Raw genomic sequence first — 14,078 nt, 5'->3', positions numbered from 1 at the left:
TGAAGGAGGAATGAAAGTGAGCGAGCCGGTAACAATCACCATTGGGGAATTGATGGATCAGACGACTGCCAGGTTCCCAGATAAAGAAGCGGTTGTCTATCCCGAATTGGGGCTGAGGTACACATTTTCCGAGTTTCAGGCGCTTTGTAATCAGGTAGCGAAAGGGTTAATCGCGCTGGGCATTAAGCCGGGTGAACATATCGCCATTTGGGCGACCAATGTGCCGGAGTGGGTGATTACTCAGTTCGCTTCCGCGAAAATGGGAGCCGTTTTCGTTACGGTTAACACAAGCTACCGGGTACAAGAGCTTGAATATTTGCTGCGCCAGTCTGACTCCACAACATTATTGCTCATTGACTCTTTCCGGGGGGTTAGCTATACCGATATGATGTACGAAATTTGCCCGGAGCTGAAAGAATGCGAACCTGGACAGCTAAAATCAAAGCGCCTTCCCTGCTTAAAAAATGTGATTTTTATCGGAGACGAACGCAAGCCTGGCATGTTTACATGGGCGGACTTGCTCGAGCGCGCAGCGGAAGTATCAGACGAAGAACTTGCGCGTATACAGGGCAGCTTGGACGCAGATGACGTGATTAACATGCAGTATACATCCGGGACGACTGGCTTCCCGAAAGGCGTGATGCTTTCGCACAAAAACATTGTCAACAATGCTATTAATGTCGCCGCCTGCCAGAACATTACGGAGAAAGATAGGATTTGCATTCCGGTTCCGTTCTTTCATTGCTTTGGTTGCGTGATGGGAACGTTAGCTTGCATGGCCACAGGCGCAACCATGGTGCCGCTCATTTCGTTTGATCCCCTGAAGGTGCTACAGGTGGTACAGGATGAGAAGTGCACGGCCCTTTACGGCGTACCGACGATGTTTATTGCTGAGCTAAACCACCCGGAATTTAGTAAGTTTGATTTGCGTTCGTTGCGCACGGGTATTATGGCCGGCTCCCCGTGTCCGATTGAAGTGATGAAAAAAGTGGTGGGAGTAATGGGCATCAGTGAAATTACCATTGCATACGGACAGACGGAATCCTCACCGGTTATTACACAGACACGTCCGGATGACACTATTGAACAGCGTGTCACCACCGTTGGGCGCGTATTGCCGCACGTGGAAGTGAAAATTATCGACCCGGCCACAGGCGAAGAAGTGCCGCCAGGCGTACAAGGAGAGCTGTGCACGCGCGGCGTGCATGTGATGAAAGGCTACTATAAGATGCCGGAGCAGACGGCAAAAGCGATTGACAGCGAAGGCTGGCTGCATACGGGGGATCTGGCTACTGTTGATAAAAATGGTTATTACAAAATTACCGGCCGACTGAAAGATATGATTATTCGTGGCGGTGAAAATGTATATCCGCGCGAAATCGAGGAATTTCTATACCAGCATCCGAAAATCTTTGATGTTCAGGTTGTCGGCGTGCCAGATGAACTGTACGGCGAGCAAATCCTTGCATGCATTAAAGTAAAAGAGGGCGAGACGATGACGGTAGAAGAAGTAAAAGAATTCTGCAACGGTAAAATTGCCCGCTACAAAATTCCCCATTATGTGCAATTTGTAGATGAATATCCGATGACCGCTTCTGGAAAAATACAGAAGTTTCGCCTGCGGGAAAACGCGATTCAAGCATTTGGATTGAAAACAAACTGAAATGGACAAGAGGCTGCCAGCATCAATTGACAGCCTCTTGTTTTTCTTCAGGCCTACGAATCCAGCGTTCATCCGCGTTGAACCAGTATAACCATTGGGAAGGTGCCTGCAGGATAAGAAATTCAAGCGTTCGGGTCAGAGCTTCCATTGCTTTTTCGCGCTCTTGCGGGGCGTACTGTTCATAAAGAAACAGCGGCGGCAGAAAGACCATACGGTGGGAGAATCCACCGGTACAACATCCGTAAAAAGGAATGATAGGCACCCGGCTTTCCAAGGCCAGCGTCACGCTGCCCGCAGGACAGCGCGTCGGTTTTCCGAACAGGTATGCGGGTGGAAAGTTGGGACGGAAGAAATCGCCTAGCAGCATAACGACCCCGTTCTTTTTCAGATGTTGACGAAGAGTGCGCCACAATTCGCGCGGCGGAGTCGTATCGTAATCCAACCCACGGCAACCCATCTGCCTAAATGTCTCATAAAGAGGGAACAGTTCCGGGCTGCTTGCGGTAGCTACCGTTAAACAGGGATATTTTTTTGAAAGATACATATAGTAAGCGAAAAAGTTGCCTGTATGCGGAGTGAGCAGCACTACGCCGCGTCCGAGCCGCAACGCCTGTTCAAGATGATAGAGTCCCTCCGTTTTTACCGTTACTTTTTGGCGAGAAGGAGTTTGTTGCACATCGATAATTATTTCAAACAAAAAGCGGAATAAATGAAAGAAATAACGATAGCTAAGAAAGGATAAAGAATATTTTTTCCGCTGTGGCAGAATTTCGCTGATATTTTGTTTTATACGGCCGCGCAGGTTCGTGGAGCATATATAAAGCAGAAAAGCGCAAAATGCGCAGAGCAGCCAGGCAAGCCATCCCGGAAGTTTGGTTCCTGCACAGCGTAAAAGGCGCAAGCGAGACGGCGATGTCGTGATTTTTGCAAGCCATTCGTACAAGATGTTACGCCCCTTTCCTATGGAGTTTTTATAAAGTGCCGCTTGTATTTTTGCGCGATGCGTGACGTTTCCAGCACAATGAAAAAATCGGTGGTCTGAAATATCGGGTCGAATGCGGGGGCCCCGGCGATTTCCGCCCCTAATCGTTGGTATCCTTTAATCAAGGGCGGGAGCGTACGCAGAATGTTTTTTTCCTGCCCGGTTATATCCACCGTACGCAATCCTGTAACCCGGTGTGACATTAGCGGTTGTACTTTGAATCGGTCCGTTATCATCTTTTTAGCGCAAAGAAACGTGTACATCCGGTTTAGTTCATGTATGTTCTGGACGGGAATGCTGGCACAGCCGATAAGATGTGAGAATAAACCATCCATGATGTAGCCAGCGATGCCTTCCCACAGGAGTTGAATCGTTTTTCCATCTCGATACTCGGGAGCAACGCAGCTTCGTCCCACTTCAAGTATTTGGGATTTAGGGACAGTGAATCCGGATAGATCGAATTCTGTTTCTGAATAAAACCCTTTATGCATGACAGCGCGTTCGCCTGGGAGCAAACGGTACGTCCCAACCACCTGATTCGTATTTGTATCTTTTACGATAAGATGGTCGCAATGCTCGTCGAAGATGTCGCTTTCCATTCGGCTTTCGTTATACAGCGCCGGATTCGCTTCCTTTTCTGCGAACACTTCATAGCGTAAACGCAACGCCTTTTTCAGTTCGTCCTCACAATCAGCCAGCTTTACTTGGAGAGCAGGCAGCGTATTCAAAATAATCACGCCTTTCCTTGATATCATGCTAAAGACGGGCGACAGATAAATGACACGGATTCGATTTAAGACAAAGATTCCTAATCATAGCGTATCAGCATAAGGTTAAGCGGCTATTGTTCTGTTGTTAAATTTTAACCGAGAATGTTAATCTAGTAGGGAAGGTATGAGTGAGGAGCGAAATAGATGATTGAAATTTCAAAACGACTGCAAACAATCGGAGATATGGTGAAAAAAGGAAGTATAGTGGCGGATATCGGCTCTGATCATGCCTATCTCCCTACATATTTAGTTCAAAAAAGAATTGCACTGCGCTGCATCGCTGGTGAAGTAAACTATGGGCCTTGGCAGGCGGCCGTGCGCCAGGTGCAAGCCGCCGGGCTTACGGACAAAATTGACGTTCGATTGGGCGATGGTCTGGCCGTTGTGGCGCTCGGAGAAGTAGATACCATATGCATCGCCGGCATGGGAGGAAGCCTTATTGCTTCCATTTTGGAAGCAGGAGCGGAGAAGCTCTCCGGTGTATCCCAGCTGTTGCTGCAACCAAATGTGGCGGCGCCTATCGTTAGGCGCTGGCTTCTTGAGCATGGCTTTCAGCTTAGCCGGGAGAAGATTCTTGAAGAAGACGGCATTATTTATGAAATTCTTGAGGCTGTGCCAGGTGATCCTATTTTGCCATACCGTAACAGAGATAAAAAACTTGAAGACTTACTTGAAATTGGACCGTATTTATGGGAGGAAAAATCTCCGGTACTTCGTAAGAAGCTTGTGCAGGAGCAGGAGAAGCTGAAGGCGGTGCAACACCAGCTGCAATATGCCAAAAGCCCGGAAGCGGAGCACAAAAAGCGAGAGGTACAAAAAAAACTGGCATGGATGGAGGAGATGATCGCATGTATGCAAATGGACAGAGAATAATTCAGTATTTCGAGGAATTCGCGCCCAAACATCTTGCAATGGAAGGCGACAAAATTGGCCTTCAAGTCGGGACATTGCAGAAAAATGTAAAAAAAGTGATGATTGCGCTTGACGTGCTTGAGGAGGTGGTGGATGAGGCCATTGCGGAAGGGGTGGATTTAATTATTGCGCACCATGCGGTGATTTTCCGTCCGCTAAAGAATTTGCGTACCGACCTTCCGGCAGGGCGTCTATATGAGAAACTAATTAAGCACGATATCGCGGTGTATGTCGCTCATACTAATCTGGATGTGGCGGAAGGTGGCATCAATGATTTAATGGCCGAAGCGCTCGGTTTGGAAGAAGTCGAGATTCTGGAAAAATGGCATGAACAAAAACTTAAAAAAATCGTGGTTTATGTGCCGCTGTCGCACATCGATATTGTGCGCGACGCGATGTCGCAGACAGGCGCGGGTTGGATCGGGCAGTACAGCCATTGTACGTTCGGTGTACGGGGAACTGGCACATTTATGCCACGTGCAGGTACCAATCCGTATATCGGGGAACAGGGGAAGCTGGAACAGGTCGAAGAAGTGCGCCTGGAGACGATTATGCCGGAAGAGGCGCAGTCGCGCGTATTGAAAGCGATGATAAAAGCCCATCCATATGAAGAAGTTGCTTATGACATTTATCCGGTGGAACAGACAGGAGCGACCTTTGGCATCGGTCGTATCGGCAAACTGAAAGAGCCTGTACCGTTGCGTACGTTTGCTTTGCAGGTCAAAGAAGCTTTCGAAGTTAAAGGATTGCGTGTGGTCGGCGATTTGGAGCGAAAAGTTCAGAAAGTAGCCGTGCTCGGCGGAGATGGCAACAGTTTCGTCCCTAAAGCGATATTTAAGGGAGCCGATGTGCTTGTTACTGGCGATATTTACTATCATACAGCGCATGATGCCATGGCGGGGGGCCTTGCGATTGTTGACCCTGGCCATAACGTTGAAAAAATCATGAAGCAAGGCGTTAAAAATGTGCTGGATAAACGGTTAAAGGAAGAGCATTTAGAAACAGAAATCATTGTATCTAAAGTCAATACTGATCCGTTTACTTTTCTATGATATAGAGGAAAGAACAGATTGTAGACAGACCTTATACCCAGATGTTGTGCGTGCGGATAGCTATCACTTCTTTGCAGAAAATCAACCAAGCCGAGGAAGAAGTATCGGGAAGAAGTGGTAGATTTGTCAACAATCTGAGAAGATGTTGAATCAGGAGAGAGAAAAGAATGGTGGAAGCGAGAAAATTGCTGGAATGGCATCAGGCGAAAGAAAAAATAAAAGCGGTGCAACAAGCGCTTGATCAGCTAAAAGAACGGGAAGCAGAATTAGAAGCCAAACGACGGGAGGTCGAGGCAAAAATCAAACAAATCGGTGAACCGGCCGATGATGATATTGATGGAAAAATCGCGCTTGCGCTTGCCCAACAGGAGTTGTGGCTGGTGAATAAAGATACGGAACGGTTTATGGAAGAGCGCTTTGAAAAGGAGTTTTCCCTGCATGAGAGCAAGCGGGAATGGGAAGACAAAGCGGCTGGACTTGAGGCTTCGCTTAGTCTAAAAGCACTTGAGCTTTACTATAAGGTAAAAGAAAATGTAGAAAATCCTGTAGTCGAAGTTAGACGCCGTTCCTGCATGGGCTGTTTCCTCCCGCTTTCCGTTGCAAAAATGGAAGCATGGCATAAAGGAAAGCCATTAGTTACATGTGATGAATGCGGACGTATCCTTGTATAAAACAAGACGAAACCATAAAAAATTCCCGAAAAGGCTGACATTTCTTTTTCGCGTGGTATAATACCGATAATGAAAGACTAACTGCAAAGCATGTAGGAAAAGAACAGCCGTGAGGAGAAAAGAGGTTTTGTTTTGTTATTAAACAGCCATTTAGACCATCGTTTGGAAAAAAGATTTCGGGAATTATACACAACGCATTTGGAACGATCTCGAAAAATCGATTGGAGTTACCATGAATTTTTGCCATGGGATAGGGGACAGGATTTCAAAAGTGTGCCGTATGAGCCGGGGCAAGGCAACTTGAGCGAAGCGCTTCGCATCGCCGTAGAAACAGCGCTTCTGACAGAAGTAAATTTGCCCTGGTTTACCAGTTATTTGTGCGAGACGTTTAAGGGTTCATTTTCAGTGATGCATGATTTTATCCATACGTGGACAGCGGAAGAGGATCAGCATTCCAGCCTACTGGAGACGTATCTGTTGCTGACCCGTAACGGCGACCCGCGGAAGCTTCATCAGTTACGCAAGCAAACGGTTGAACACGGCTGGGTAGGGAATTTCATGACACCATTGGAAACGCTGGCGTATACGACTTTGCAAGAATTGGCTACCATGGTGTTCTACAATAATGTGGCGCGCGTCGCAAAAGAGCAAGATCCGGTGCTTTCTACGCTCTTGCGCCGTTTGGCAAAAGATGAAGTTTTGCATTATGCTTTTTACCGCGATGCAGTTAAAGCGCATTTGGAAGTTGACGAGAATTATATTTACTATATAGCTGGCGTAATGATTAACTTTACGATGCCTGGCGCTGTTATGCCGGATTATGGAGAAAGAATGAGCGTTATTGCCCGCGAAGCATCCTATGGCCCCGTTGAATATTTTGATCAAGTATTTGACGTATTAGTAGATTACTGGGCCATTCCTTTGCTTCGCCCGAGTATGCCGGAAGCTGAGGACGCGAGGCAGCGTGTGTTAAGGCACCATGAACGATTAAAAAAAGTATGCGCCCGCTTGCGTGCTACAAAAATGCGTGGATAGTGGCAGAAATGAGTAAGCCCGGATATGATCCGGGCTTCAGCTTGCAGACAAACTCCCTTGTTGCCATAGTAGCAGAGGGAGTTTGTTTCGTTTGTATGCATTATCTCCAACCCCAAAGAGGGCGACTGGTTCTACGACAAGCCGGATGATACGCAAAGCTAAACTTTCTTGTTATAACGTACAATAGAGAAAGGTAAAGATGTATTATAATCGTAATATAAAGTTCGTCTAAAAAAGCAGGGAGGGATGGTGTAGAAAATGAGCATGGCGCAAGAAAGATTTGTAAGTATAGAAGAATTTTATGCGATGCGCGGGAAAACGGACAACTTGCTGGAATATGTTGATGGAGTTGTGTTCATGTCACCATCACCTTCTGTAAAACACCAACGAATATCTAGCAGGCTACACGCAAAACTTTTCGCTTTCCTTGAAGGTAAAAAGAGTGACTGTGAAGTATTTCATGCACCGTTTACTCTTCACGCTTTTCTTAGCGTGTAAACTTTATATCTTTTGTACTTTGTTTGCAATCTGACACAGCTTGTTTGAATGGTGAAGTGTGAAGCAAATCCGACCGAAGGGACATAAAGCTGCCATATGGCTTTTCGGAGGAAGAAGGCGAGCGGCAACGCCTGCGAGTTTTTCTCATTGAAAGCGGGGAGGAGAATGAATTCACAGTTTTATGCGTTTGCACAAAAATTAAGAGAATATAGGCTCGATCATAGCATCACCTTGGAAGAAGTGGCGAGAAAAACGGGAATTGCCCAGCAGCGACTGAAGCGGATCGAACAAGGGATTCAACCGATTACCGTTGAAGAGGCGGAGGTGTTGCTTGCGTTTTACGGAATGGATGCCGGTACGCTCATGTCATACCATAATTTAGGTAGTCCGGATGGCTGGAAGCGGAAAAGCGTAAAGGCAGTCATATGGGCAGGGCTTTTGGTCACGATTGGATATGGAGGATATAAAGGTTATTTCTTTCTGCAAGGGACGTATTCTGCGAAAGATGCTGGAAGTTTTGGCGAGCAGATAGCGCAACAGCGGCAAGCAGGAGGCGAGCAAAAAGTAAGCGACTGGCTGGCGGCGCAGGTAGCGAAGCCTTCTATTCCACAGGGAAATGACAAAGAGAAAAAAAAGGCAGTAAATACTTCCGGATTTCGCCTGGTTGTATACGGGGACAGGCCATATCATGGGAAAGACAAGCCTCTGCCTGTTTCTGCCGATTTTCAACTGTTTCCTGTTTACCAGTTTCGCGTTGGGCAGGGAATTCCGGAATGGCTGAAGGAAGCCGCACGGAAGGCGCCGACCGCTATTGATGTGGCGAATGTTGATATTCTTCAAGGCCAGAGTCGGGAACGTATTGCGCAAGAAGCCTCGCAGCTTTTAAAACATAACGTGAAAGTGATGGGATATGGGATGGCAGATGAAGTATTTCGGCCCCATATTATCGAGAAGGATGGAACAAGATACGGAGTCATGGTATATTCCCGTGTCGTTCCTGCAGTGGAGTGGAAAGCGGAAGGCAAGCAAATCGGAGTAGCCGACGCATACGGGTCCCATATTTTTGATGATATCCGGCGGGCGAAACGCCAGGTGGATGTGTTAATTCTCACGATGTATTGGGGGAGGGAAGGGCAGAGTACGCTGGAACGGTATCAGAAGGAATTAGCTAGAGATTTGCTTGATGCCGGAGCTGATATGATTATCGGACACCGCAATCCGGAACCGCAGCCATATGAAATCTATAAAGGAAAATATATTTTTTATAATATTGGAAGCGGGCGGCTCCATGTAGATTTCGATGGTAAAAACGTCAAAGAAGCCGTGCTCGTAAACGAAAAAGAACGCCGCGTCTTTTTTCGCTAATATAAAAAAATAAAGGTGATAGGCAAAATATTTAAGTGCCTTTTTTATGTCTCATTCGTATAATGATTAATTGTCATTAATGATTATACTAAAAGGGAAGCAGATCATTATGGTTCCGGACGGTACGTACGACGAGATTTACAAAAAATATTTTGCGCAAAAATAAGCCGGCGAAAAAGAGAGTCTTCTGATTCTCTTTTTTTTTGTTCCCAAATTCTTTACCTTCCTGTTACAATAGAGAATGTTATACTATGAATTGTATGTACATAAAGAAGAGCTGATTCGGCTCGGCGGGTGATTCGTGCTGCCAAGCAGCAAGAAAGATTCCGCGAACAAAGGAGTTCGACGTAATATGGGAAAAAAATTAAAATTTGGCGCGTTTGCGTTATTCGCGTCGTTGAGCGTACTGACCGGCTGTAATACAAAGGTAATTGAACACGAAAACCAGGCGTTGAAGGCGGAATTGGAGAACGTGAAAAAGCAGCTGAGCGAAAGTCGGCAGCAAACCAAGCAGTTGGCGGAAGCAAAAACAAATCTTGAACAAAAAATAGAATTTTTGAAGAGCGCTGAAGTGGACGAACAAACACTTCCACAGCTGGCATATCTAATGGAACAACAGGCGCGCGCGGCGTTTAAGGGCGCGTATGAAGCAAGTATTTCCTTTATTAATGCTCCAAACGGGGAGAAGGAAAAACAACTGGTTATTACCCAGTTCCAGCATGCGCTTGCTCCACACGCTACCCAGCAATACATCGACGTAGAAACGCGAAGATTGCAGGATGCATGGAACAGTAAAAATCCGATTATATTTCCGACAGATAAAGTAAAGAAGCTTACATTGAAACAAAAGCAGGACAAGCAGGCTGTAGTAGAAGCGTTAATTACGCGTTTTAGTGGCGTTTCGTTTGGTTCGTCTCATCCTCAGGTAAGTCAGGATTTTCTCATGGCCATTACTGTAGAAAAAACGGATTTTGGGTGGAAGTTGAAAAATACGAAAATAAGTCCTGCACCTGCGACACAGCCGACGGAATCTTCAGGTGCATCAGCGCCTGAGCAGGATGAAAACACCCCCTCTTGACCCGTATGGGACAAGAGGGGGATTGTTTTTTGCTCACTTTATCTTTTCGTTTGTGCGACATGGTTCTATAAAGGCTATTAAGACTGCTGTTCGCGCTTGCGTTTGACACCGGTATTATATGTGTGCGGAAGCTGAGAATATAGCATACGGATTTTCTTATGTGCGTCAGCTTGAAACGGCGATATTGGAAAAAAGAATGGAAGGAGCACCATACTGACTATGACCATTTGGCATTGCAAAATCGAAATCGTTTGCTTTTTTTTCGATGTGCGCGAACAGGTCAAAGAAATTATGAGCGATAGTAATCTCTTTGATGGGTGCGGCGATTTTCCCGTTTTCAATGCGAAAACCTTGTGCGGCGAGCGAAAAATCGCCAGAAACAGTATTGGTGCCAGAATGAAGTCCTTGCACATCGGTAATGTAGACCCCGTTGCCCATCTCTGCGAACAGGGTGGAGAGAGCTGTTTCTCCGTTCGGTATTTGCATCCGGTGCGGCGTGATTTGCACCGGGCCTTTATAGCTGCGGATGCCATGACCGGTCGGCGCCTGCCCCATTTCGTTAGCCGTTTGCAGACTATGCAAATAGCTCTCTACTACGCCATCGCGCACGAGATACATTTTCGCAGTATCTACGCCTTCATCGTCGAACATCACCTTTTCATGCCCGGAATGAGGGTCATCCAGTAAATCCAGCGAGCCAAACAGTTTCGCCCCAAGTTGACCTTCTAGGCGGGAAGTCCCTTGCATAACATTGCGCGCCGAGAATACCCCGCTGTAGACCCCCAGCAGGGAGCAGACGACTCGACGATCCAGCACGACTGGATAATGCCCGACCGGTATGGGCTTTCCGCCCAACTTGCGCCGTGCTTTGCTAACGGCTTCTTGAATTAGCTTTGCCCGATCCAATTTGTTTAAGTCGCCCAGATAATAAGCGCTGTCCGTTTCCACCTCATCATCTCTTTTTACGATGACGGAAAGATACGCCATAGTGTAGTTAGAACGGTATGTTTTGTTCAGACCGTATGTATTGGCGACTTGGCGTATCCCCTCCCCTGAACTGACGAGCGCGTAGCTGACGTCAGAAACCTCTTTGGCGGCTCTCGCCTCCGCTTCCAGCATCAGCGCTAGGTTTATTTTTTCTTCCTCTGATATGTCCGGCTGGCTGTCCTGCCAGCTTCCTTTCTGCTTTTCCGCGAGAAGCGGTTCTTTTTCTTTCATTAGGGAGGCGTTATCTTTCACCATATCAAGTACCGTATCGAATTCTCGCAGGTGAAGCCGCTCGGTGTAAGCATAGCCGGTACCGCCTTGATACGTACCACGGACGCCAAGGCCCGCTGTACTCGTTTTCTTATACGATTCGATTTTTCCTTCGTATGCTTGAATGCTGAAGCTGGTCGAGTGATTGATCAGCACTTCAAGCTCAGTGATTTTCTTTTTCTTTGCAAGTTCGAACAATTGTTCAATCATTGGCTGCTCCCCCCAACCGTCAATTGTGATACGCGTAAGGCCGGCTGCCCAACGTTAACCGGAATCGATCCGCTAATGGAACCGCACATGCCCTGACCCGGCAGGAAGTTGTCCCCGACCATGTCCACGTCGTACATTGTTTGCCGTCCATTGCCGATTAGCGTGGCGCCTTTAACTGGATAGGTGAGTTTGCCCTTTTCAATCATATAACCTTCCAATACGGCGAAATTAAAATCGCCTGTGGTGGTATTGACACTGCCGCCCCCCATCGTTTTGGCGTATAAGCCATATTCGGTATTGGTAATCATATCTTCGAGCTTGTCTTTGCCAGGTAGAATGTAGGTATTGGTCATGCGGGAAGTCGGAGCGAAACGGTAAGATTGGCGGCGGGCCGATCCGGTTGGCTCCATTTTCATGCGACGCGCATTCAATTTATCGATGAGATATCCTTTGAGTACACCGTTTTCAATTAGCACATTGCGCCTGGTGGGCGTCCCTTCGTCATCGATGTGAAGCGATCCCCATTCGTTGCCGATGGTTCCGTCGTCTACCGCCGAAATTTTTCGGCTGACCACTTGTTGTCCGATTTTGCCTGCGTATGGGCCTTTGCCCTTGGCGACAGCAGTCGCTTCCATACCGTGCCCGCACGCTTCATGGAAAATGACTCCTCCGAAACCGTTGTCGATTACAACCGGCATCTTTCCGCCTGGACACGGTTTCGCTTCCAGCATACGCACTGCAATATCGGCGGCCGACTCGGCGAGGGCACGCAAATCAAGCTCATTATAAAATTCAAATCCCTTTTGCGCTCCGGGCGCAGCATAGCCGCGCTGCTTTTGGTTGCCTTCAGTCGCAATCGCTTCCACGAATACGCGCGTCCGTACCCGCGTATCTTCCGCCCAGACCCCTTCAGAGTTGGCGACTAGTACTTTTTGAGTTTCGTCAAAGTATCTCGTTCGCACTTGGGTAATGGCTGTATGATAAGCCATAGCATGGTGGTTTAACTCTGCTAACACGTCCCTTTTTTGCCGGATGGAAATGACACGCGGGTCGATTTGTGCAATATGACGGGGAACAATCAGTTGCTTGGTGAATGTAATCGTTCTGTTTTTATGTTCGCTTTTTTTTGCTGTTTGGGAGAGAAGACGGGCGATTTCGATGAGATGGTCTTCGTCTTCATTGTTGGTATACGTATAAAGGTAATCATTTTCATGAAAAATACGGATACCGATTCCGAAATCTTGACCGGAGCGCGCTTTTTCTACTTCGCCTTTTACCATGGAAATATTTTGCTCGATCCTGTTTTCGACAAACACCTCGGCAAAGTCTCCACCATGGGATAAAGCGGCTTGCAGTACCCGCTCAACGGTTGCCTGATTGAGCATGGTGCATCTCCCCTTTCTTTTTTAACCATTTTATATGATTTATTGTATGATGGGACAGAGAAAACAGAAAGGGTTTGTCAGAATTATGTACTATGTTTATATATTGCGTTGTTCCGATCAATCTTTATATACCGGATACACAGCAGATGTAGAAGAAAGAGTAAAAAAACATAATGCAGGTAAAGGAGCTCGCTACACACGCGGGCGAACGCCGGTGGAACTAGTATATGTGGAAACGTTTTTGGATAAAAGCACGGCAATGAAAAGGGAATACATGATTAAACAATACGCTAGATACAAAAAGGAACGTTTAATTGAACTGTGGAAGAATAAGGATGCTTAATTTCTTGCAAAAGGCGCATCTTAAATAGCGGAGGTGAGAATCATGGCTAAACGTTCAAAAGCCGGCACTAACGTTGACCAAGTACGCAAGCAAAATCAAGCTTCTCAAATGGATGCTTCCGACACTGAATTTGCAAGCGAAACAGATGCACAAGCTATTCGCCAAGCGAATCAGCAATCTCAGGCCAAAGCCGCTCAAAATCAAAATCAGCGGTAACAATTCTAAAGGAAGCTTCGGCGAAAGCCGGGGCTTCCTTATATGTGAGGAAGCAATAAAAGTTTTGGCGTGCCATTCTTTGTTTTTTGATACATAAAGTAGTCATATTTTTACAACGAAATAAAGAATGAATGAACATTGTTTTCGCGGGCCTTTCATATATTTATTGTGGTATGAACCAACAAAAAAATTTTAGCTTGAGGGAATAAAGAGTTTAGAAAAAAAGGTATAAAATTCTTCTAAAAAGTGCTTGCACATGTTTTTACAAAGTGATATATTTTTATATGTCGACACTAAATTGAGCGACAAAAATAGAGTTGTACCTTGAAAACTGGATACAGAAGAAACACGCGCAAAACAAGGATTCCATAAAAGAAACCCTTCAATGTGGTTAAGCTACGAAGGGCGCACGGTGGATGCCTTGGCGCCAGGAGCCGATGAAGGACGTGGCAAACGACGAAACGCTTCGGGGAGCTGTAAGCAAGCGTTGATCCGGAGATGTCCGAATGGGGAAACCCACTTCCCGTAATGGGGAAGGACTCCTGCCTGAATCCATAGGGCAGCGAGAGGCACACCAGGGGAACTGAAACATCTAAGTACCCTGAGGAAGAGAAAGCAAATGCGATTCCCTTAGTAGTGGC

Annotated in this window: 13 protein-coding genes, 1 rRNA gene and 1 pseudogene; 11 read left to right on the top strand and 4 right to left on the bottom strand. The window is 46.6% G+C overall.

Going from position 1 to position 14,078, the window contains the following annotated elements; translation table 11 throughout:
* The first annotated feature begins 10 nt into the window (after nt 1-10).
* Nucleotides 11-1,663, top strand: coding sequence for an AMP-binding protein (locus BLR88_RS06640; RefSeq protein ID WP_091260257.1), 1,653 nt, complete (start codon nt 11-13; stop codon nt 1,661-1,663).
* A 22-nt stretch (nt 1,664-1,685) separates the two neighbouring features.
* Here BLR88_RS06640 and BLR88_RS06635 read toward each other — a convergent pair whose 3' ends face one another.
* Entirely contained in the window at nt 1,686-2,606 is a 921-nt protein-coding gene (locus BLR88_RS06635) for a lysophospholipid acyltransferase family protein (RefSeq protein WP_057898110.1), read from the bottom strand.
* A gap of 17 nt (nt 2,607-2,623) precedes the next feature.
* A complete protein-coding gene (locus BLR88_RS06630; protein ID WP_091260256.1) occupies nt 2,624-3,400 on the bottom strand; it encodes a GNAT family N-acetyltransferase in 777 nt (258 codons plus the stop codon).
* A gap of 159 nt (nt 3,401-3,559) precedes the next feature.
* Here BLR88_RS06630 and BLR88_RS06625 point away from each other — a divergent pair, with 159 nt between their 5' ends.
* From BLR88_RS06625 to BLR88_RS06595, 7 genes and pseudogenes are all read left to right on the top strand, one after another.
* Nucleotides 3,560-4,288 carry a tRNA (adenine(22)-N(1))-methyltransferase gene (locus BLR88_RS06625; RefSeq protein WP_057898112.1) on the top strand — a complete coding sequence of 243 codons (729 nt, stop codon included), beginning with the start codon at nt 3,560-3,562 and terminating at the stop codon, nt 4,286-4,288.
* Nucleotides 4,264-5,379: a Nif3-like dinuclear metal center hexameric protein gene (locus BLR88_RS06620; protein WP_057898113.1), complete on the top strand. Its 1,116-nt coding sequence runs from the start codon at nt 4,264-4,266 to the stop codon at nt 5,377-5,379. Before BLR88_RS06625 ends, BLR88_RS06620 begins: the two co-directional genes overlap by 25 nt.
* A 167-nt stretch (nt 5,380-5,546) precedes the next feature.
* A complete protein-coding gene (locus BLR88_RS06615) occupies nt 5,547-6,050 on the top strand; it encodes a C4-type zinc ribbon domain-containing protein (RefSeq protein ID WP_057898114.1) in 504 nt (167 codons plus the stop codon).
* A 132-nt stretch (nt 6,051-6,182) separates the two neighbouring features.
* Nucleotides 6,183-7,085, top strand: coding sequence for an acyl-ACP desaturase (locus BLR88_RS06610; protein ID WP_057898115.1), 903 nt, complete (start codon nt 6,183-6,185; stop codon nt 7,083-7,085).
* Between the two features lie 258 nt (nt 7,086-7,343).
* A pseudogene (locus tag BLR88_RS06605) lies at nt 7,344-7,562 on the top strand (Uma2 family endonuclease); the annotation flags it as partial.
* Between the two features lie 186 nt (nt 7,563-7,748).
* Nucleotides 7,749-8,948 carry a CapA family protein gene (locus BLR88_RS06600; RefSeq protein ID WP_057898117.1) on the top strand — a complete coding sequence of 400 codons (1,200 nt, stop codon included), beginning with the start codon at nt 7,749-7,751 and terminating at the stop codon, nt 8,946-8,948.
* A gap of 352 nt (nt 8,949-9,300) precedes the next feature.
* A complete protein-coding gene (locus BLR88_RS06595; protein ID WP_057898118.1) occupies nt 9,301-10,026 on the top strand; it encodes a hypothetical protein in 726 nt (241 codons plus the stop codon).
* A 165-nt stretch (nt 10,027-10,191) separates the two neighbouring features.
* Here the strand turns inward: BLR88_RS06595 and BLR88_RS06590 are convergent, their stop codons facing one another.
* Together BLR88_RS06590 and BLR88_RS06585 are read right to left on the bottom strand one after the other, a co-directional pair.
* Nucleotides 10,192-11,493 (bottom strand): TldD/PmbA family protein, encoded by a 1,302-nt coding sequence (locus BLR88_RS06590; RefSeq protein ID WP_057898119.1) that lies wholly within the window; start codon nt 11,491-11,493, stop codon nt 10,192-10,194.
* Nucleotides 11,490-12,878, bottom strand: a complete 1,389-nt coding sequence (locus tag BLR88_RS06585; protein WP_057898120.1) for a TldD/PmbA family protein — start codon at nt 12,876-12,878, stop codon at nt 11,490-11,492. The genes BLR88_RS06590 and BLR88_RS06585 overlap by 4 nt, the downstream gene beginning before the upstream one ends.
* Nucleotides 12,879-12,963: 85 nt before the next feature.
* Here BLR88_RS06585 and BLR88_RS06580 point away from each other — a divergent pair, with 85 nt between their 5' ends.
* The 3 genes from BLR88_RS06580 to BLR88_RS06570 all read left to right on the top strand — a co-directional run.
* Nucleotides 12,964-13,221, top strand: coding sequence for a GIY-YIG nuclease family protein (locus BLR88_RS06580; protein WP_057898121.1), 258 nt, complete (start codon nt 12,964-12,966; stop codon nt 13,219-13,221).
* 42 nt (nt 13,222-13,263) lie between these two features.
* Entirely contained in the window at nt 13,264-13,437 is a 174-nt protein-coding gene (locus BLR88_RS06575; RefSeq protein ID WP_062731149.1) for a gamma-type small acid-soluble spore protein, read from the top strand.
* 389 nt (nt 13,438-13,826) lie between these two features.
* Nucleotides 13,827-14,078: ribosomal RNA gene (locus tag BLR88_RS06570) — 23S ribosomal RNA — on the top strand; the annotation flags it as partial.

The organism is Aneurinibacillus thermoaerophilus, from assembly GCF_900099925.1.
GTDB classification, from domain to species: Bacteria; Bacillota; Bacilli; order Aneurinibacillales; family Aneurinibacillaceae; genus Aneurinibacillus; species Aneurinibacillus thermoaerophilus.
This window is presented reverse-complemented; position numbering and strand designations above follow the sequence as displayed.

Bases quoted from the DNA above. Each gene is read 5' to 3' on its own strand.
- BLR88_RS06640 (WP_091260257.1), top strand. From the start codon at position 11: ATGAAAGTGAGCGAGCCGGTAACAATCACCATTGGGGAATTGATGGAT.
- BLR88_RS06630 (WP_091260256.1), bottom strand. From the start codon at position 3,400: ATGATATCAAGGAAAGGCGTGATTATTTTGAATACGCTGCCTGCTCTC.
- BLR88_RS06625 (WP_057898112.1), top strand. From the start codon at position 3,560: ATGATTGAAATTTCAAAACGACTGCAAACAATCGGAGATATGGTGAAA.
- BLR88_RS06620 (WP_057898113.1), top strand. From the start codon at position 4,264: ATGTATGCAAATGGACAGAGAATAATTCAGTATTTCGAGGAATTCGCG.
- BLR88_RS06615 (WP_057898114.1), top strand. From the start codon at position 5,547: ATGGTGGAAGCGAGAAAATTGCTGGAATGGCATCAGGCGAAAGAAAAA.
- BLR88_RS06600 (WP_057898117.1), top strand. From the start codon at position 7,749: ATGAATTCACAGTTTTATGCGTTTGCACAAAAATTAAGAGAATATAGG.
- BLR88_RS06595 (WP_057898118.1), top strand. From the start codon at position 9,301: ATGGGAAAAAAATTAAAATTTGGCGCGTTTGCGTTATTCGCGTCGTTG.
- BLR88_RS06590 (WP_057898119.1), bottom strand. From the start codon at position 11,493: ATGATTGAACAATTGTTCGAACTTGCAAAGAAAAAGAAAATCACTGAG.
- BLR88_RS06585 (WP_057898120.1), bottom strand. From the start codon at position 12,878: ATGCTCAATCAGGCAACCGTTGAGCGGGTACTGCAAGCCGCTTTATCC.
- BLR88_RS06580 (WP_057898121.1), top strand. From the start codon at position 12,964: ATGTACTATGTTTATATATTGCGTTGTTCCGATCAATCTTTATATACC.
- BLR88_RS06575 (WP_062731149.1), top strand. From the start codon at position 13,264: ATGGCTAAACGTTCAAAAGCCGGCACTAACGTTGACCAAGTACGCAAG.